This window comes from Paenibacillus catalpae (assembly GCF_900112695.1).
Taxonomy (GTDB): Bacteria; Bacillota; Bacilli; order Paenibacillales; family Paenibacillaceae; genus Pristimantibacillus; species Pristimantibacillus catalpae.
Genome location: NZ_FOMT01000006.1, coordinates 385,463 through 403,357 on the forward strand (window position 1 = coordinate 385,463; position 17,895 = coordinate 403,357).

Annotated in this window: 17 protein-coding genes; 12 read left to right on the forward strand and 5 right to left on the reverse strand. The window is 52.1% G+C overall.

Translation table 11 applies throughout. The features are described 5' to 3' along the window. The first annotated feature begins 318 nt into the window (after nt 1-318). Together BM200_RS26335 and yidC are read left to right on the forward strand one after the other, a co-directional pair. The gene (locus BM200_RS26335) at nt 319-648 is read left to right on the forward strand and encodes a hypothetical protein (RefSeq protein WP_091189788.1); all 330 of its coding nucleotides are present in this window, start codon (nt 319-321) and stop codon (nt 646-648) included. Further along, nucleotides 614-1,435, forward strand: a complete 822-nt coding sequence (gene yidC, locus BM200_RS26340) for a membrane protein insertase YidC (RefSeq protein ID WP_091189789.1) — start codon at nt 614-616, stop codon at nt 1,433-1,435. Before BM200_RS26335 ends, yidC begins: the two co-directional genes overlap by 35 nt. A gap of 122 nt (nt 1,436-1,557) precedes the next feature. On the opposite strand, the gene BM200_RS30150 is transcribed toward yidC, so the two are convergent. Beyond that, the gene (locus tag BM200_RS30150; protein WP_175533033.1) at nt 1,558-1,734 is read right to left on the reverse strand and encodes a hypothetical protein; all 177 of its coding nucleotides are present in this window, start codon (nt 1,732-1,734) and stop codon (nt 1,558-1,560) included. A gap of 173 nt (nt 1,735-1,907) precedes the next feature. On the opposite strand from BM200_RS30150, the gene BM200_RS26345 reads away from it, so the two are divergent. From BM200_RS26345 to BM200_RS30680, 4 genes are all read left to right on the forward strand, one after another. Next, nucleotides 1,908-2,606: a pirin family protein gene (locus tag BM200_RS26345; protein WP_091189791.1), complete on the forward strand. Its 699-nt coding sequence runs from the start codon at nt 1,908-1,910 to the stop codon at nt 2,604-2,606. A 149-nt stretch (nt 2,607-2,755) separates the two neighbouring features. Next, complete coding sequence (locus tag BM200_RS26350) at nt 2,756-3,091, forward strand: hypothetical protein (protein WP_091189792.1); 336 nt, start codon at nt 2,756-2,758, stop codon at nt 3,089-3,091. 190 nt (nt 3,092-3,281) lie between these two features. After that, nucleotides 3,282-3,512 carry a cold-shock protein gene (locus tag BM200_RS26355; RefSeq protein WP_091189794.1) on the forward strand — a complete coding sequence of 77 codons (231 nt, stop codon included), beginning with the start codon at nt 3,282-3,284 and terminating at the stop codon, nt 3,510-3,512. Nucleotides 3,513-3,679: 167 nt separating this feature from the next. After that, on the forward strand, nt 3,680-3,805 hold the full coding sequence (locus BM200_RS30680; RefSeq protein WP_281248442.1) for a hypothetical protein: 126 nt from the start codon (nt 3,680-3,682) through the stop codon (nt 3,803-3,805). A 507-nt stretch (nt 3,806-4,312) separates the two neighbouring features. Here the strand turns inward: BM200_RS30680 and BM200_RS26360 are convergent. Next, nucleotides 4,313-5,371 carry an anthranilate phosphoribosyltransferase gene (locus BM200_RS26360; RefSeq protein WP_091189795.1) on the reverse strand — a complete coding sequence of 353 codons (1,059 nt, stop codon included), beginning with the start codon at nt 5,369-5,371 and terminating at the stop codon, nt 4,313-4,315. A gap of 13 nt (nt 5,372-5,384) precedes the next feature. Further along, a complete protein-coding gene (locus BM200_RS26365; protein WP_091189796.1) occupies nt 5,385-5,966 on the reverse strand; it encodes an ANTAR domain-containing response regulator in 582 nt (193 codons plus the stop codon). A 366-nt stretch (nt 5,967-6,332) separates the two neighbouring features. Between BM200_RS26365 and nirB the strand changes: the two genes are divergently transcribed. The 6 genes from nirB (at nt 6,333) to BM200_RS26395 (ending at nt 15,006) form a co-directional block, all read left to right on the forward strand. Continuing rightward, the gene (gene nirB, locus BM200_RS26370) at nt 6,333-8,774 is read left to right on the forward strand and encodes a nitrite reductase large subunit NirB (RefSeq protein ID WP_091189797.1); all 2,442 of its coding nucleotides are present in this window, start codon (nt 6,333-6,335) and stop codon (nt 8,772-8,774) included. 13 nt (nt 8,775-8,787) lie between these two features. After that, a complete protein-coding gene (gene nirD / locus BM200_RS26375; protein WP_091189799.1) occupies nt 8,788-9,102 on the forward strand; it encodes a nitrite reductase small subunit NirD in 315 nt (104 codons plus the stop codon). Between the two features lie 85 nt (nt 9,103-9,187). After that, on the forward strand, nt 9,188-10,048 hold the full coding sequence (locus tag BM200_RS26380) for a formate/nitrite transporter family protein (protein WP_091189801.1): 861 nt from the start codon (nt 9,188-9,190) through the stop codon (nt 10,046-10,048). Continuing rightward, nucleotides 10,048-10,821, forward strand: a complete 774-nt coding sequence (gene cobA / locus BM200_RS26385; protein ID WP_091189803.1) for a uroporphyrinogen-III C-methyltransferase — start codon at nt 10,048-10,050, stop codon at nt 10,819-10,821. Before BM200_RS26380 ends, cobA begins: the two co-directional genes overlap by 1 nt. A gap of 389 nt (nt 10,822-11,210) precedes the next feature. Next, nucleotides 11,211-12,959, forward strand: a complete 1,749-nt coding sequence (locus tag BM200_RS26390) for an ABC transporter ATP-binding protein (protein ID WP_091189805.1) — start codon at nt 11,211-11,213, stop codon at nt 12,957-12,959. 22 nt (nt 12,960-12,981) lie between these two features. After that, nucleotides 12,982-15,006, forward strand: a complete 2,025-nt coding sequence (locus BM200_RS26395; protein ID WP_091189807.1) for an ABC transporter ATP-binding protein — start codon at nt 12,982-12,984, stop codon at nt 15,004-15,006. A 109-nt stretch (nt 15,007-15,115) separates the two neighbouring features. On the opposite strand, the gene BM200_RS26400 is transcribed toward BM200_RS26395, so the two are convergent. Further along, nucleotides 15,116-16,864, reverse strand: coding sequence for a methyl-accepting chemotaxis protein (locus tag BM200_RS26400; RefSeq protein ID WP_175533034.1), 1,749 nt, complete (start codon nt 16,862-16,864; stop codon nt 15,116-15,118). Between the two features lie 358 nt (nt 16,865-17,222). Next, entirely contained in the window at nt 17,223-17,786 is a 564-nt protein-coding gene (locus BM200_RS26405) for an FAD-dependent oxidoreductase (protein ID WP_091189812.1), read from the reverse strand. Between the last annotated feature and the right edge of the window lie 109 nt (nt 17,787-17,895).

Below are 17,895 nucleotides of genomic sequence, written 5' to 3' on the forward strand. Positions count from 1 at the left end.
CGTATTCCAAGAAGCCAGAGAAGCTATCCTGTCCATGATGTGATAATATAGTCATAGTTCATTGTAGCCCGGTCACACTTCCGCCTTAACCGTCCCGGGAAGGGACTTGAACTAGACTTTGGGCCGGGAGAAGAAACGTTTGCCGGCTGTCAGTCGTATTAGTGATGAAACTGACAACTTTAAAATGGATGCTTGCCACAAGCGGCATATAGCCGCTAAATGATATCAATTCTTTTAAGGAAAATGCTTACGATGCAAGAATTGCCACAAGCGGCATAGCCGCTAAATGATGTTAATTCTTTTAAGGAGGTGAATGCATTGTTAGAGCTGCAGGATTTAATTCCGTATTTTTTCTCGATTAGTATTTTATGTTCGATGGCTTATCTGGCGTATTTCGCCCATCAGTCCGTAGATGTCGAATTCAGCACGGTTCAGAAGCGGTTCATATGGGAACCCATCGTCCCGCTTGTTGTGATTACCAGCCGTTTGGATAAGATCCAGCATTGGCTCGCGCGAAGGATAAAGCGTAAAGAAGCACCCGATGGTGATTCAGCGGATTGTCACTCCTCGTTTGTGAAGGTTACTGAGCACGCACACAAACGAGGAGGCTATTATGAGCAAAAACAATGCATTCACCGCTTTTTCTAAAAAATATCGAATTCTCGCAGCAATCGCGATTCTGGTAATCGTCAGCGGCTGCGGCGCGCAAGGGACGATTGATTCCGACACGCCGGGCTTTTTTAACCACTATGTGGTTTATCCGTTCTCGTATCTGATCCAGCATATCAGTTCCTTCTTTGGCGACAGCTACGGCATGGCCGTTATCGTCATGACGCTGCTTGTGCGGATTGTCCTGCTGCCGCTCATGCTTCGGCAATATAAGAATCAGCAAGGGATGCGCCAGAAGATGAGCGTTATCCAGCCGGAGATTAATAAGCTGAAAGAGAAATACAAAGAGAAAACGCCTGAGAATCAGGCTAAGCTGCAAAAAGAAACCATGGAGCTCTACAGCAAGCATCAGTTCAATCCGCTGGCGATTGGCTGTCTGCCGATGCTGATCCAAATGCCGATTCTGACAGGTCTTTATTACGCAATCAAAATGACGCCGGAGCTTGCCCAGCATTCGTTCCTGTGGTTCCAGCTTGGTACCCCGGATCACATTCTGCCGTTCCTGGCCGCCGCGATTTATTATGTGCAGTTCCGCGTATCGCAGATTGGCGCAGACCCGGCTCAGCAGAAGCAGATGGGGATGATTGGTCTCCTCTCGCCGGTTATGATGGGAATCTTCTCCTTCAGCGCGCCGGCTGCAGTACCGCTGTACTGGGTTGTTGGGGGATTGTTCATGATTGCCCAAACCTTCGTGTCGAAGAAGCTGTACCCGGCTTTACCCGTAACGGCTGCGGGACCGGATGCAAAGGTCGTACCGGCGAAATAAGAGAAGGACGCATGACCTGTTAGGTACAGGTCATGCGTCCTTTTATATTTCCGTATTTGGCGATAATTCACCCCAGGGGGCTGTTTGCAGCACTCTGCAGATGCTATACTTGAGCTAGCTCCTTACCGCGAGCCGTCAGCCGGTCCGCTGGGAGGCGGCGCTGTTCTGCCCTTTTTCGGATACCTATCGATCAGCTTGCTTGTCACATCAGGTAAGACGGTTTGCGGCATCTCCTCCGTAAACAAGCCGAATTTCGGATCGATATCTCTCTCCGTAACGAGATCATCCTTGTTGTCCATCGCCCATTTCACACTCCCTTTTATAGCTCCTGTCGTTAGATTACCCATTATCTTCACTTTCGATTACATACGGTTAACATGAGCTTGATTGGTATACCTGCCCCCCTGGGGTTACAATAGTAGGAGGTATTTCCGGCTCGGATGATTTGAATGAAAAAGGAGGCGTTTTTTCGATGATGAAACTTTTTCCGGCAAGCGCACGCCATGCCGTCGATTTGGGATGGCTGCGCAGCGCGCAAAGCTTCTCATTTGGGGAGTATTTCGATCCTGACAACTCGAGCTTTGGCGTTATGCGTGTATTAAATGACGACACGATTGCACCGGGGCGCGGATTTGGAGCTCATCCGCACAGCGAGATGGAGATTGTGACGATTCCGCTCAGGGGAAGGCTGAAGCATGAAGATAACCTTGGCAATGCGGAAGTGACATCTGCTGGAGAGGTTCAGCGCATGTCGGCCGGAACGGGCATTATTCATGCGGAGTACAACGATTCCGATACGGAAGAAGGCAGCTTCCTTCAGTTGTGGTTTATGCCGAAGGAGCGGGGAATTGCGCCTTCCTACGAGATGGCCCGGTACGATGAAGATAAACTTCAGAACGCTTTGCTTCCGGTTGTGACACCGGATGGGGCAGGCGATACAGCGAGCATCAACCAGGATATGACGATATATCTGGGACGGCTGCAGCCGGGCAGAAGGATCTTTTTCAACCAGAAGACGGGGCGTCGTGCCTTTGTTATGGTGCTGGAAGGAAAGCTGAACCTGAACGGTACGGTTATGGGCCCTAAAGATTCAATCCGTGCGGAATTTGAGCCTGATTTTGTGTTGTCCGCGGAAGAACCCGCATTTGTGCTGCTGATCGATCTGCCATAAGGTGCTTACGAAGTAAGAATCGCCACATATGGCTTGAGATAAGCCATAATGATGGCAATTCTTAAGCAAATGCTTACGAAGTAAGAATCGCCACATATGGCTTTAGAAAAGCCATAATGATGGCAATTCTTTTTAGGAGGGAACGACACATGAACGAAACATTACTGATCAAACATGCCGTTGGCGGCCGGACATTTGTGGATTCGTCCAAACAACCGGTTCCTTATGAGGTCGCGCATGAAGCGGGGCAGTGGCAGTTCACTGTACACACGCCGCAACATGCCGGAATTGATGAGATCTTAAAGTGGAAGCAGGAGCTTAACGTGTTTATATTCCGGGCTTATAACGATGGGCGCCCGACGCTTAAGATCTGGTACTCGGTTGCGGCAGATACGGTGAAGTACGACGCAGCAGGGGAGAAGCTGACTTTTGCCGCCAGTTCCTGCATCGAATATGTACCTGAAGAATTTGGTTATAAGCTGTAAGATTGCTTGCTTCGGACTATCCTACATACATAAGCTCTTTCGCTTCCTTCCGGAGGTGGAAGAGCTTTTTTTATGGCATTTTTATGGCATTCGACCAAAATTGTATGTATGAAATTTGCGGTTAAAGACACGCTAAAGGGACGGGTTTATGAAGTCCGTGCCAAATTATCTAAGAGAAGGAGGCGTACCCATGTACAGTCGAAAAAAAATTCAGGAAGACATCCCGGAAGTAATTACAAAAATCTGGTCATGCCAAAGCGAGGATTGCAATGGCTGGATGCGCGCCAACTTCTCGTTTGACCACACGCCAACCTGTGTGTTGTGCCAATCTCCGATGACAAGCGAAGAGCGGATGCTTCCGCTGATTGTGAATATGAACGATCATGTGAAGCTGAGCGCTGTCGTCACTACGGCTGAGTAGACGAAAAAGGGCACAGAAGGAAGAGGACGCCTAAAGAGGCGAGGACGCCTAAAGAGGCGTCCTCTTTTTGTTTTCTTGACAGGGGGAACGATCGTAATTAGAATACGTCGGGATCGTGCAGGCGGCCGGCAGCGCATCGGAGCTGCTTGGCTTGCTGTCCTTCGTGTTTGGCGCCGCTTGTTGGACTAGGCGGCAGCGAAGCAGCGCTGCCAATGGGAATTGTTATTATAGTGGCGGAAGCGGCGGCTGTGCTCAGCTTTGTGATTCTCGTGTGCCGGGCACGCTCGCGTTAGCGGTTAGCGAACTTTCTACGCTGGATTTTGTCCAGCGTAAAATAACTTGATTGGTTACTCGTGCCAGCTACGTTGGATTATCTCCAGTAATTTTCGCCTTTATGAGCTCTTTTCAGCCCGAATGAGTTAATTCGATTGGATGGAATCCAACGTAGCTGCAGTTACTTAGTTTGTTGCATCAATATGCTGGATGAAATCCAACGTAGAGGTGGAGCTTATCCCGTTTTTTAATTTCAAGTTATTAGAAAAAGAGCTTCTGTTGGCTGATTAAGCCTCCAGAAGCTCTTTTGATTGCATAACGTACAGCGTAGGAGTCGAAGTAGAGGAGGAGAGTCTTATATGCTGTACATCGTCAATGTGGGTCGAGTAGTTAGCTGAGTAATGTCGTCTGCAGGTAACCGGTATGTGCTAAATTCGAGCGTCGAATGGGCACAATATCTGCAATCAAGCCGTTAATCTTCCAAGTAATGGCGGTTAAGACAGGAGAAGATCGCTATACATGTTACTTTACTTGACGCCGCCAATAGAAGCGGGTGTTCCTTCGCCCAGCAGGCTGCTGCGCCAAGCCGTATAACGCTCCCATGCAACACCGCTGTCGAGCAGCGCCTTGCATTGGTACAATGCTTCTTCGACGGATTCGGCGCGGTCAGCCAGGCGAAGACGGACGGCCGCATTGAGCAGCACCTGATTTACGTAGCCGATATGAGCTTTCCCTTGCAGAACGGCCTCGACCATTTCGATCTGCTCTGCGGCGGACCATTCGGTTTTCTCTGGCAGCGTTGCCTCCAGCCCAAACTCTTCAGGGTCAATGACATGCAGCCGGGCTTCGCCGTTCTCCACGATATAGGTGCGGGTAGGGCGCTCGATAAACAGGTCCTCGGAGCCCTCCGTCCCTTGAACGATAAGAGCACGACGGTATTTCAAATCGGTGAGCAGCTTGCTCATCCGGTCAAAGACGGTGTTATGGAAGACGCCAAAGACGAGATATGGCGAGTGGGAGAAATCAATCAGCTTCTCCGCCGTGTTCAGTATTGTACGCATGCCAAGCTCTTCCCGGATGCCGCGGAGCTCTTTGATCGGCGGACACCATTCTTCCGTATCAACGAAGAGCACGCCGCTAGCGGCAGCTGCCTGCGCAACGCGGTCGCGCGTCAGCTGTGCCTTGCCGATACCCAGCTCAGCGAGCATATCCAGCAGCGTAACGCCCCATTTTGGCGGCAGCGACTTGGCGCCGTGCAGCGTAACGGGGAGACCTGCGGATGCCAGCAGGAAGGCTGTGGCGAATGACGCGAAGAAGGTTTTTACCCGTCCGTCATACGGTCCTGCGCAGTCCAGTCCTTCCTGTATAGGAGCGCGGTATGCGTTATCGCGGCATACGCGCACGAAAGCTTCCAGTTCCTCAACACTTTCCATCTTAATGCGTTCAGCGATAAAAAACGCACCCATCTGGGCGGGGGTTGCTTTCCGGTTCATGATCCAGTCGGCCGCTTCCAGCGCTTCTTCATAGGTTAGATCTCTTGCGCCTCTTTTTCCGCGGCCGACTTCCTTTAATAGTTTAGTAAACATCGACAGCACCCCTTTATTTCTGCTCTTGCAGCAGCTGATAGACTTTTACGATGGATGTAGCCACATCCACGATCCGCTTCCGCTCATTCATGGCCTGCTTGCGCAGCAGGTCATAAGCTTCCGCCTCCGATACCTGCTTTATTTTACATAAGATGCCCTTGGCCATGTCAATCCACTTCCGCTCTTCCAGCCGCGCCTCCAGCTGCTTCCGCTCATTCAGCCATTGATGACGCTCGAAGCAGGTCTTCGAGCCGAAATGAAGCGCCCAATGCAGCTCCTGCTCGCTCATTGATGGCGTCAGAATGCCGTCTATTGGCAGATCGTCCTCGCAATAGGCTGCAGACATGGTAGCCGTATCTGCACTGCACCACCATAGCATGGGCAGTCTTTTGCGCTGGAGCAATCTGTTCCCCCAAGCTTTTACTTCGCCAAGCGCCAGATGGAGCACGGCAGCATCTGCTTTTGGCAGATGATGTTTGGCTGTTTCTTCCGAACTGGCATACAATACGGAATATCCGTATGCCTCCAACATTTGTTCCAGCGGCTGCACTTCAGCTTTCTCCCCGGGACTATCGATCACTAACAGAGAACGCATGTCATCCTCCTCTTCCCCTACGAACGAAATATCATTTGTCATTATATATAACATAGAAAGTGTAAAATTGTCGATACGCACAAATGTTCATTTTTAGTGTTAACTATGTTGACATGAGGTTCGCGCCATTGTATATTAACGGTACGACCTAACGACAAAACGAGAGGCAAACCTCTCTTATCTTTGAGGTTACAAACCAAATCATAATCTTTCATGAATACAATGGCGTATTCATCTGAAGCGGCAATGAAGCCTGTCTTCGTCTTCTGCAAGAGCGCACCCGTGTGCCCCTTGCGGAATCCGAAGCCGGGCTTTTTCTATTTTCATAAGAATTAAGAGTTAGAGAGAGTGGAGAGGAGAATGACAATGGCGGATCGGAAGAAATTGGTGCTGGTTGGTAACGGAATGGCGGGGGTACGGGCAATCGAGCATCTAATTAAGCTCGCTCCGGATGCTTACAGCATTACCATATTTGGAGCGGAGCCTCATCCGAACTATAACCGGATTATGTTATCCTCGGTGCTTGCGGGCGGAACGGACATTAAGGATATCGTCATTAACGACTGGGATTGGTACTCGGACAATCATATCCAGCTTCATGCCGGACATACGGTGACGAAGATTGATACCAAACGGAAAAAAGTTTACTCCCAGCAAGGAATTGAAGTGGATTACGATGTGCTGGTTATTGCGACGGGCTCGAATCCGTTTATGCTGCCTTTGCCGGGTGCAAACAAAGAGGGAGTTATCGGCTTCCGCGATATCCGTGACACCGAGATCATGCAGGAAACTTCCCAGAAGTACAAGAAAGCGGCGGTAATCGGGGGCGGCCTGCTTGGACTTGAAGCAGCGCGTGGTCTGCTTAATTTGGGGATGGACGTATCCGTTGTTCATATTAACGGCATTCTGATGAATCGCGAGCTGGATGAGCCGGCTGCACGCATGCTGCAGCGTGAGCTCGAAGCGCAGGGAATGAAGTTCCTGCTTAGCAAACAATCCGCTGCCATTACGGGCAGACGGCGCGCGAAAGCTTTGCAATTCGCGGACGGCAGCGAAGTTGAAGCAGATCTGGTTGTCATGGCGGTGGGGATCCGTCCGAACATTGAATTAGCGAAGGCTTCGGGCATTGAGGTCAATCGCGGGATCGTTGTAGATGACTTCATGCGGACGAATGTTCCGGATGTATACGCGGTAGGCGAATGCGCCGAGCACCGGGGAATCGCATACGGTCTGGTTGCCCCGCTGTATGAGCAAGGCGCGGTGCTGGCTAAGCTGCTGGCCGGCGTTGAGACGGCAGGCTATGAGGGTTCGGTTACTTCTACCAAGCTGAAGGTATCCGGTGTAGACGTATTTTCGGCAGGCCAGTTTAGCGAAGGGCCGGGCACAAGAGCTTTGCGTATTCAGGATGATGTAGCCGGGACTTATAAAAAAATCGTGATTAAGAACGGCAAGCTGGTAGGAGCTGTGCTGTTTGGTGATACAGCCGACGGGGCGGAGCTCTTCTCGATTATGAAGAAGGGCGAGTCGATCGAAGGCAAGGAGAAGGAACTGCTGCTTGGTTTCTCGCCTGCCGCGGGCGGCGGAGGATCATCCCCTGCAAGCCGACTGGAAGCCATGGCGGATGATGAGATTGTCTGCGGCTGTAACGGTGTATCGAAAGGTGACATCGCTGATGCGGTTCTAAATAAAGGCTGCAATACCTTGGCAAGCATTAAAGGCTGCACGAAAGCTTCCGCATCCTGCGGCGGCTGTAAGCCTCAAGTAGAAGGGCTGCTGAAGCTGTACGCCGGCGATGCAGCAGGCGTGCCGGTGAAGGAGGGCATCTGCGGCTGCACCGAGCATTCCCGTGATGAGATTGTTGCGGCAATTAAAGAGATGCGCCTCATGTCGGTTAAAGAAGTTATGAACGTTATGGAGTGGAAGAACGAAGAGGGCTGCACGAAATGCCGTCCGTCTCTGAACTATTACCTCGGCATGCTGTGGCCGGCGGAGTACAAGGACCAGAAGGAATCGCGCTTCACGAACGAGCGCTACCACGCCAACATTCAGAAGGACGGCACGTATTCGGTCGTTCCTCGAGTATACGGCGGCGTGACCACGCCAGCCGACTTGATCAAAATTGCTACCGTTGCAGAGAAATACGATGTTCCAATGGTGAAATTCACTGGCGGTCAACGGCTTGACCTGCTGGGCGTGAAGAAGGAAGATCTGCCTAAGATTTGGGAAGAGCTTGATATGCCTTCCGGCCATGCTTACGGCAAGACGCTCCGTACCGTCAAAACCTGCGTAGGCAACACTTTCTGCCGATTTGGCACGCAGGATTCGATTGGCATGGGGATTCGGATGGAGAAAGCATACGAGCGTATGACAGCTCCGGCGAAAGTAAAGCTTGCCGTATCCGGGTGTCCTCGTAACTGCGCGGAAGCAACGATCAAGGACCTTGGCGTTGTGGCAATCGACGGCGCCTGGGAGCTTCATGTAGGCGGCAACGGCGGTATTCATGTACGCGCCACCGAGCTGCTCTGCGTTGTGAAGACGGAAGACGAGGTTATGGAATGGTCGTCGGCCTACCTGCAATATTACCGCGAGAATGCGACATGGAATGAACGTACCGCACAGTGGATCGAACGCGTAGGTCTCGATCATGTCAAGAAAGCTCTCGAGAAACGTGAAGACCGTCTCGCTTTGGTGGAACGTCTCGAGAAGACGCTTAGCTATACAACAGATCCATGGAAAGAAATCGTAGAGAACAAAGAGCTGCGCAAAAACTTCGAGCAATTATCCGGTGCTCAGCCGGTGCAAGGATAGGGGGAGCTTCTATATGGTCACAAAGGTGCTTGTAGCAAAAATATCGGATATCGACGTATTAGGCTCTCGTACGGTGCAGATCGACAATACCGACATTGCGATCTTCCGCCTGACGGACGGCACTGTGAAGGCCGTTGAGAACAAATGCCCGCATAAGGGAGGCAGGCTTTCGGAAGGGATGGTATGCGGCACGGCTATTCACTGCCCGCTGCATGACTGGAAGATCGATCTGAAGAGCGGACGGGTGCATGAGCCGGATGACGGCTGCGTGAAGACATTCGAGACAGAGATCGAGCCGGGCAGCGGCGATATCTATATCACCCTATAGAGGGCGTATGCTTACGAAGCAAGAATCATCCCGATCGGCACATAGTGGCCGATTGGGTGATTATTCTTTTTAGGAGGAATGGAAGATGGACTATGTGAAACCGGCTGAAGTACTGGAATCAATGGTGGAAGCGGGCACGGCCAAGGCAGAGATGAACGCTACGCAAATGCTGCTCAGGGGATTTCTTGGCGGCGGGATATTGGCTTTTGCAACTACGCTTGCCTATACGGCTACAACTCAGACGGCAATTCCACTTGCCGGAGCGGTTGTTTTTCCAATCGGCTTCGTCATCATTGTCCTTCTGGGGCTTGAGCTTGTGACCGGCAGCTTCGCTCTCATTCCTCTATCGGTATTTGAACGGAAAACAAGCGTTTCCCGCATGCTGGCGAACTATGGGCTGGTCATTATTGGTCATCTGATCGGCTGCGCGGTGTATGCGGCTTTATACGGCATGGCGGTTACGAAGATGGGAACGGAAATGACCAATCCGCTAGCCCAAATGCTCATTCAAGTGAGTGAGACAAAGACGCTGGGCTATCATAAATTGGGATTTAACGGCATTATTCTGGTATTCATCAAGGCAATTCTGTGCAACTGGATGGTTACGCTGGGCGTTGTCATGGCGATGACCTCGAAATCCACTTTAGGCAAAATCGTAGCGATGTGGCTGCCCATTCTGATGTTCTTCGAGCAAGGCTTCGAGCATGCGGTCGTAAACATGTTCGTCATTCCGGCAGGCATGATGCTTGGTGCGGATGTCACCGTCGCCGACTGGTGGTTGTGGAATCAGATTCCGGTGCTGCTTGGTAACTTTGTAGGCGGCGCGCTGTTTACTGGCTTTATGTTCTACTGGTCGCATAACAAGAAAAAAGATTCCGAGAGCCCGGCTTTGCAAGCGGGCTTGCCAACAACACCGGCGCTTGCTGCCGAGAAGAGCGGCCTGTAATGCGGGCGGCGGCAGGCAAGGTGTATATTGTTGGGGCGGGTCCTGGAGATCCGGAGCTGATCTCGGTGAAGGCGATGCGGCGCATCGGGCTGGCGGATGTCATCTTGTACGACCGCCTAGTGAATGAGGAGCTGCTCGCCTATGCAAGGCCTGGCGCGGAGCTTGTCTACTGCGGCAAGGCGCCAAACGCGCATGCGATGCCGCAGGAGAAAATCAATGCGGCGCTTGTCGCCTACGCGCGGCAAGGGAAGACGGTCGTCCGCCTGAAAGGGGGCGATCCCTTCGTCTTCGGGCGAGGTGGTGAGGAAGCGCTGGAGCTGGCGGAGCACGGCATTGAGTGGGAGATTGTGCCGGGCATAACATCGGCGATTGGCGCAGCTGCGTCGGCGGCCATTCCGCTGACACACCGCGGGAAGGCAGCATCCTTCGCCTGTGTGACCGGCAACCGCTGCCACGGCGATCAGGAGCCGGTACGCTGGGATTTGCTTGCGCACAGCGTCGACACGCTGGCGATTTATATGGGCGTCAGTCAGCTTGCGGTCATTCGCGGGGAGCTGCTGAAGCATGGCAAGGTGGCATCTACGCCGGTTGCCATTATCGAGCAGGGCACAACAAGCCGGCAGCGTGTCATTACGGGAACGCTTGCGGATATTCATAAGCTGGCGATTTCCTTCAAGGTGGTCAACCCGGCGCTTATTATTGTCGGCGAAGTGGTTAAGGTTCGCGAGCAGCTGCTGCTCGCGGAGCAGCAGGCGGAAGCCTGGGTTATGTGAAAATAGGCGAAGATTAACAAAATTACGGATTGACAGTTTTTTCATCTGATGGTAAAGTGACAAATATATTTCACATTTCGAAAGGAGGATTACGGCATGAACCCAATTGTAGGCGTTTATCAACATGTAGGATTTAACCATGTGCATACTAATTTTATGAACGTAATCCATCCGCGCGTCGAATCTCTTTGATGATTAGGGGTATCCCATTAAATCAAAGGCGCATGGTTACGTACACCGTAACCGTGCGCCTTTTTTGATTGCAGCGGGCCTTCCTGTGCCCGCTTGTTATCCGAAGGAAGCGTATCGTACATTTACGGTGCGCTTCTTTTTTTGCTTATTGGGACTAACGATGCTTGGATGGAAACGGGAGGTGTCTAGCTAGAGCTATGTTTATTGTACTTAAGAAGCTTCGATGGTTTTTTGCGATGAATTGGAAAAGATATACGATTGCCTGCGTTCTGCTGATCATCACGGGCTTTCTGGATGTTATTCCGCCGTGGCTGATTGGCCACACGATTGACGGCATTCATCAGGGAACGCTGGATGAGACCGGGTTTATGCAGGTGGTAGCCGGCTGGATCGCGGTAACAATCGTCGGCTACGCGATAACTTATGTGTGGCATTATAAATTATTTGGCGGTGCCTTCGTATTGGAGCGGCTGCTCCGGTCGCGTCTTATGCGTCACTTCCTGAAGATGACGCCAACCTTCTACGAGCGGAACCGGACGGGTGATTTGATGGCCCGCTCTACGAATGATCTGAACGCGGTTGCGACAACAGCCGGGTTCGGCATTCTGACGCTGATTGACTCGACCTTCTTCATGCTGACGATTCTCGGCATTATGGCGGTTATGATCAGCGTGAAGCTGACGCTGGCCGCGCTGCTTCCGTTGCCGTTCATCGCTCTTGCGATGAAGCATTTTGGCGGGAAGATCCATGAGCGCTTCATGCAGTCGCAGGATGCGTTTGGCGAGTTGAATGACCAGGTGCTGGAATCGGTATCGGGGGTACGGGTTATTCGTGCTTTCGTGCAGGAGGAAGCAAACCAGGAACAGTTCAAGAAAAAGACGGATGAAGTATTTCAGAAAAATATTGCTGTTGCCAAGATTGATGCGCTCTTCGAGCCGACCATCAAGATTCTGGTTGGTCTGAGCTATCTGATCGGCTTATGCTACGGCGGTTATCTGGTGTTCCACAGCGAGATTACGCTTGGCGAGCTGGTCTCCTTCAACGTGTATCTCGGGATGCTGATCTGGCCGATGTTCGCAATCGGCGAGTTGATCAACATTATGCAGCGGGGTAATGCTTCGCTGGACCGGGTGGATGAAACGCTTGGTTATAAGCCGGATGTGGAAGATGCGGAAAATACGATTGATGTAACCACCCCGGCAACCATTGCGTTCGAAGACGTAACGTTCCGTTATCCGTCTTCGGTTGTCGATAATTTGAGCGAGGTTACGATCCGTCTTCGCCAAGGCCAGACGCTTGGCATTGTCGGCCGTACGGGCAGCGGCAAGACTACGCTGCTGAAGCAGCTGCTGCGGGAATACCCGGTAGGAAAAGGCGAGATCGCCATCACCGGTCAGCCGCTTGAGAAGCTGCCGATGGAACGGCTTCTGGGCTGGATCGGTTACGTGCCGCAGCAGCCGATTCTGTTCTCGAAGACGATCCGGGAGAATATCATGTTCGGCAAGAAAGGCGAGGCGACCGAGGACGACCTGCAGCGTGCGCTTGCAAGGGCATCCTTCGCCAAGGATATTCAATTCCTGCCGGACGGACTCGAAACGATGGTTGGCGAGAAGGGGGTTGCCCTCTCCGGCGGCCAGAAACAGCGGGTCAGCATAGCGCGAGCGCTGATTGCCGATCCCGAAATACTCATGCTGGATGATGCGTTGTCCGCGGTTGACGGACGGACGGAAGCCGAGATTATCGAGGGCATTCGGACGGAGCGCGCCGGCAAAACAACATTGATTACGACACACCGGCTGTCTGCGGTACAGCATGCCGATCATATCGTGGTGCTGGATGAAGGGCGAATTGTTCAGCAGGGCACGCATGATCATCTGGTGAAGCAGGACGGCTGGTACAGAGAGCAATATGAGCGGCAGCAGCTGGAGTCGCTTATTGAATCATAGGAAAGAGAGGCGTTTACGAACAATGGGTCAAACAGGTAAACGATTGTTTCAATACGCCATGCTTTATAAAAAACCGATCATCGGAGCGCTTATCCTGCTCCTGCTGGCCGTATGCGCGGAGCTTGCAGGGCCGTTTATTGCGAAGCGGATGATTGATCAGAATATTCTCGGCATCGAGAAGAGCTGGTACGAGACGGCAGGGGATGAACGGTACGCGGTCTCTTATAAAGATAAATGGTATAAACGCGAAGACCACTTCGCAGCCGGCGAGGCAAAAGGCGCGGAAGTGCATCTGCTCCAGGCCGGCAGAAAATTTTATTGGCATGAAGGCGCCCTTCCTGCGGTGGAAGGCGTGCGCAAGGTAACGGATAATCAAATGACCGTTACAGACAAAACAACCGGAGAGACAGCATCATTCCCGGTAGCGTTGGTCTCGGCCAAGGATCTGTATCAATTCTATAAGCCGGAAATTCCAAGCTTAATGACAATGGCCGGCTTGTATGTCGGACTGCTTCTGCTGGGTGCCGTGTTCACTTATGGGCAGCGTCTTCTGCTTCAGACATCCGCGAACCGGATTGTCCGGAAGATGCGGAATGATGTATTCGCTCATACGCAGCGGCTTCCGGTGAACTACTTCGATACATTAGCTGCCGGGCAAGTCGTCTCCCGGATTACGAATGATACGGAGGCGATCCGCGAGCTGTATGTTGCGGTTCTGGCGAACTTCTTCTCCGCTATCGTCTACATGACGGCGATTTACGGAGCACTGTTCCTGCTGGATCCACGGCTTGCGCTGTTCGCGCTGCCGCTGGTGCCGATTCTGCTCATCTGGATTAGTCTGTACCGGCGCTTCGCCGCCCGTTACAACCGCATTATCCGGGCGAAGCTGAGCGAGATTAATGCGATGATTAACGAATCCATTCAAGGGATGGCGATTATTCAGGCGTTCCGCCGTCAGAAAGAGACGTTCAAGGAATTCGACGAGCTGAACGAGCATTATTTTACGTATCAGAACAAGCTGCTGAGCCTCAACTCGATTACGTCGCATAACCTGGTCAACGTGGTAAGGAACATAATCTTCCTCGTTGTCATCTGGTTCTTCTGGGGAGACTGGTTTGGAGCAGCGATCGGGGTTGGCGTGCTGTATGCGTTCGTCGACCTGATGAACCGGATGTTCCAGCCGATTGTTGGCGTGGTGAACCAGCTGTCGAACCTCGAGACAGCAAGGGTATCTGCAGAGCGGGTATTTACGCTGATGGATCAGCCGGGAGTTGAAGTGAAGCAAGGCATAATGGAGCGTTATAAGGGAGAAGTGAAATTCGAGGATGTTTCTTTTGCCTACAAGAAGGATGAGTATGTGCTGAAAAACATCTCCTTCTCCGCCCGCCAAGGGGAGACGGTTGCACTGGTTGGCCATACGGGCTCGGGCAAAAGCTCCATTATGAACCTGCTGTTCCGGTTCTATGATTCGAATGAAGGCAGCATTATCATCGATGGCCGGAATGTGCTGGATATTCCGAAGCAGCATCTGCGCCAGCACATGGGGATCGTGCTGCAGGATCCGTTCCTGTTCACCGGCACGATTGCCTCAAACATCAGCCTGGACAATCCGGCGATCAGCCGGGAGAGGGTCGAGCAGGCGCTCCGCGATGTTGGTGCTTATGAAATGTTCTCGCAGCTGCCCGGAGGCATCGATGCCGAGGTAATAGAGAAGGGCAGTACATTGTCTGCCGGACAACGCCAATTGATCTCTTTTGCACGGGCGCTTGCCTATGATCCTGCCATTCTTATATTAGATGAAGCAACGGCAAGCATCGATACAGAGACAGAGGCCATTATTCAAGAAGCGCTTAATGTGCTGAAGAAGGGCCGCACGACGTTTGTTATTGCACACCGTTTATCGACAATCCGCCAGGCGGATCAAATTCTGGTACTGGACCGCGGCCGCATTGTGGAGCAAGGCGACCATGATCAGCTGATGGAGCATCGCGGCAAATATTATGCGATGTATCAGCTGCAGCAGGGCAGTACTGTAACAGCTTCCTGATTATAGATCCGGGCATACAGGGGAAGGGTTCTCCCCTTTATCCGATTAACAAAAAGCACCTCCATGCAGCCTGTTGGCTAACTGGAGGTGCTTTTTTGTCAGGCTCTATTTACTCGGTCTTGAAGGTATCGATCGCTTTGTTCAGGTCGGAAGCCAGGCTGCGCAGCTGCGCGGATGAGCTTGCGACCTCCTGCATGGAAGCCAGCTGTTCCTCGGATGCGGCAGCAACCCGCTGGGACTGGATGGAAGAGGCTTCGGCGATATGCTCCAGTTGATCGAGCGACGCTGCGATTTGTTCGCTGCCTGCCGACATTTGCTCGGAAGCGGCCGAGACCTCCTGAATTTGCGCGGATACCTGGCGGATAGCCTCGCGGATGGAACGGAAGGATTCGCCCGCCTGATGGGTGACGGTTGAGCCTTCACGGGCACCTTTGGCCGCCTTCTCCATCGAGAGTACCGCTTCGCCGGTGCGGCTGCTGATGCCGCCTAAAATCTCATTGATCTGGTCGGATGACTCCTTCGAACGTTCAGCCAGCTTGCGAATCTCATGAGCGACTACGGCGAAGCCTTTGCCGTGCTCGCCGGCCCGTGCTGCTTCAATAGAAGCGTTAAGGGCGAGCAGGTTGGTTTGTTTGGATACTTCACCGATCATTTCAAGAATGGAACCAATCTGGCTGTTCATTTGCTGCAGTTCTTGCATAACGGTTACAGTCTCATTGACATTCTGCTCAATCACCTGCATTTGGCTGACCGTCCGGTTAATGACCGTATCCCCCGCATTCGCGAGCTCCGAGGCATCGGCTGCCAGCTCGGATACGGAAGAGGAGGATTCGGCAATCCGCTGGATGCCGACGGTCATCTCGTTCATGGCGCGTTGGCATTCCTGGAAGCTCTGGAGCTGCGTGTCGGCTCCGGAGGCAACCTCTTGAATCGCATGGGCAACTTCCTCGGTGGCACGCGAGGTTTGTTCGGCGCTTTCCTGCATGATGGCCGATGAGCCGGCTACCTCATTAGAAGTGTCGCGGATCTGTGTGGCCAGTTGGCGTAGGCTGGTGATCATTTCGTTAAAGGCGTTGGAAGCCTGGCCAATCTCATTGCCTGTCGTGACCGGAACGGTGACGGTCAAATCGCCTTTTGCGGCAAGAGTGGCCACTTGGCTGAGGCGCTTTAATGGTTTTACGGCAAACCGTACGATCAGTACGACAAGGATGATGGCGATGATATCGCAAATGATTCCTATGTTTATTATTTCCCATCTTTTCTCGTCGAGCTCAGCCTGCACATTATCGTAGTCAAAGTCGGCGCCAAACAAAGCGACCGTTTGGTTGGCATTATCTTGTATCGCTACCAGATAGGTAACCCAGGTCCCCATTTGGTCTTCGTATGTATCTAATTTGGCAAAACCGTCTTTCATCACCTTATCGTAGCCTTCCGCAAATTCAGGGGAGAGCTCATAAGGGGTTCCCGGCGTGATCCCGGCTTGCGTAAGTGCTCCGGTACCCTGCAGCGTGGTGAGATAGGCTTTTCCGTCCTTCTCGTTTTTATCTGGCAGCAGAATATAAGCATTTGAGATCTGATCGTTGGAATTCATAGCCTCCAGAAACAAGGATAAATTGTAAAAGGCCGTGGAGCCTTGTGCTTTCCCGCTGTCTAGCTGAGCTTTCGCGTCAGTCACCAAGTCGATTCTGGCGTCCGTAATATTACCTAACGTTTTGACCGTGCGCGACATTTCCTCGAAGTAGGCATTCTTCTGATTATTCGTTGTAATGGATACCAACACCCCGATGGTGGTCAGAAACAGTATGGCAAGTACAACGGAGCTGACAAGCGCTAGACTGGTTTTTCTCTTAGTGAACATTCCATATCCCTCGTTCTTTATGAAGTTGATAGGCTGCGTTAGCATGGTTGTCAATTCTATTACCAACTGTACCAGCCAAATATTAGACAAGTTCGCGAGGCCATGTTAGAAATGTATTTGGTTCCCGCTCCTTACTCCTTCTTTCGGCGTATCTGAGCCCGGAGTTTAGTTCCGAGACGATTCTAATTTTTTACAATCGCCATAAGCCAACGATGGTCAAATTCCGCTTATAGAAGAGGTATGCAAATGAAAGGGGAATTGACCATTCCGGATCAAAAGGCGGGAAAATGATGCGGAGAGGCGCCACAAAAAGGACGGAGCAGAAATCTGCTCCGTCCTTTTTTGCATCCTGCGCTTATTAGGCTTTCATTACGTCGTGATCGACATACCGCTCGCCGTTCAGCTCGCTGATGATGTTGATGGCCGCTTTGGCGCCGTCGCCCGCAGTAATAACTGCGTGCACGCTGACGCCTGCCACCGTACCCGCCGCCCATACGCCCGGGATATTCGTGCGGCTGGCCGCGTCTACATCAACCACGGTTTTGATGCGCGGTTCCGTACCCGGCTTCGTTGCCACGCCGATGCTTTCCGCCAGATCGACCAAAGCACCTGTCGCTAGCAGCACATGCTTCGCCTCATAGGTGCCTTGATCCGTTGCGACGGACAGGCCGCCTTGAGCGGCGGTAACGCCGGTAACGGTCTCTTCTCTCAGTTCCGCGCCAAGCCGAACGGCTTGTTTTTTGCCTGTATCGACAAGATCGGGGCCGCCGATCTCGGTAATGCCGTAGTAATTTTCAAACCATGCGCGTTTGGTCATGCCTTTGTTGTTCTCGAACAGCAGCGTTTTCTTGCCTGCTTTGGCTGTGAAGATGGCTGCGCTTGCGCCGGCTGGTCCTGCACCAATAATAATAATATCGTACATCATCCATACCTCCTGTGAAAGAAATGGTAAGTTACACCAATATTATAAGTCGGGCTATCGAGGACAAGCAATCGCCCCAGCTTTTTCATAAAATTTTCAAATTATTGCC

Coding starts and splice junctions, on each gene's coding strand:
- yidC (WP_091189789.1), top strand. CDS start 614: ATGAGCAAAAACAATGCATTCACCGCTTTTTCTAAAAAATATCGAATT.
- BM200_RS30150 (WP_175533033.1), bottom strand. CDS start 1,734: ATGGACAACAAGGATGATCTCGTTACGGAGAGAGATATCGATCCGAAA.
- BM200_RS26345 (WP_091189791.1), top strand. CDS start 1,908: ATGATGAAACTTTTTCCGGCAAGCGCACGCCATGCCGTCGATTTGGGA.
- BM200_RS26350 (WP_091189792.1), top strand. CDS start 2,756: ATGAACGAAACATTACTGATCAAACATGCCGTTGGCGGCCGGACATTT.
- BM200_RS26355 (WP_091189794.1), top strand. CDS start 3,282: ATGTACAGTCGAAAAAAAATTCAGGAAGACATCCCGGAAGTAATTACA.
- BM200_RS26360 (WP_091189795.1), bottom strand. CDS start 5,371: ATGTTTACTAAACTATTAAAGGAAGTCGGCCGCGGAAAAAGAGGCGCA.
- BM200_RS26365 (WP_091189796.1), bottom strand. CDS start 5,966: ATGCGTTCTCTGTTAGTGATCGATAGTCCCGGGGAGAAAGCTGAAGTG.
- nirB (WP_091189797.1), top strand. CDS start 6,333: ATGGCGGATCGGAAGAAATTGGTGCTGGTTGGTAACGGAATGGCGGGG.
- nirD (WP_091189799.1), top strand. CDS start 8,788: ATGGTCACAAAGGTGCTTGTAGCAAAAATATCGGATATCGACGTATTA.
- BM200_RS26380 (WP_091189801.1), top strand. CDS start 9,188: ATGGACTATGTGAAACCGGCTGAAGTACTGGAATCAATGGTGGAAGCG.
- cobA (WP_091189803.1), top strand. CDS start 10,048: ATGCGGGCGGCGGCAGGCAAGGTGTATATTGTTGGGGCGGGTCCTGGA.
- BM200_RS26390 (WP_091189805.1), top strand. CDS start 11,211: ATGTTTATTGTACTTAAGAAGCTTCGATGGTTTTTTGCGATGAATTGG.
- BM200_RS26395 (WP_091189807.1), top strand. CDS start 12,982: ATGGGTCAAACAGGTAAACGATTGTTTCAATACGCCATGCTTTATAAA.
- BM200_RS26400 (WP_175533034.1), bottom strand. CDS start 16,864: ATGTTCACTAAGAGAAAAACCAGTCTAGCGCTTGTCAGCTCCGTTGTA.
- BM200_RS26405 (WP_091189812.1), bottom strand. CDS start 17,786: ATGTACGATATTATTATTATTGGTGCAGGACCAGCCGGCGCAAGCGCA.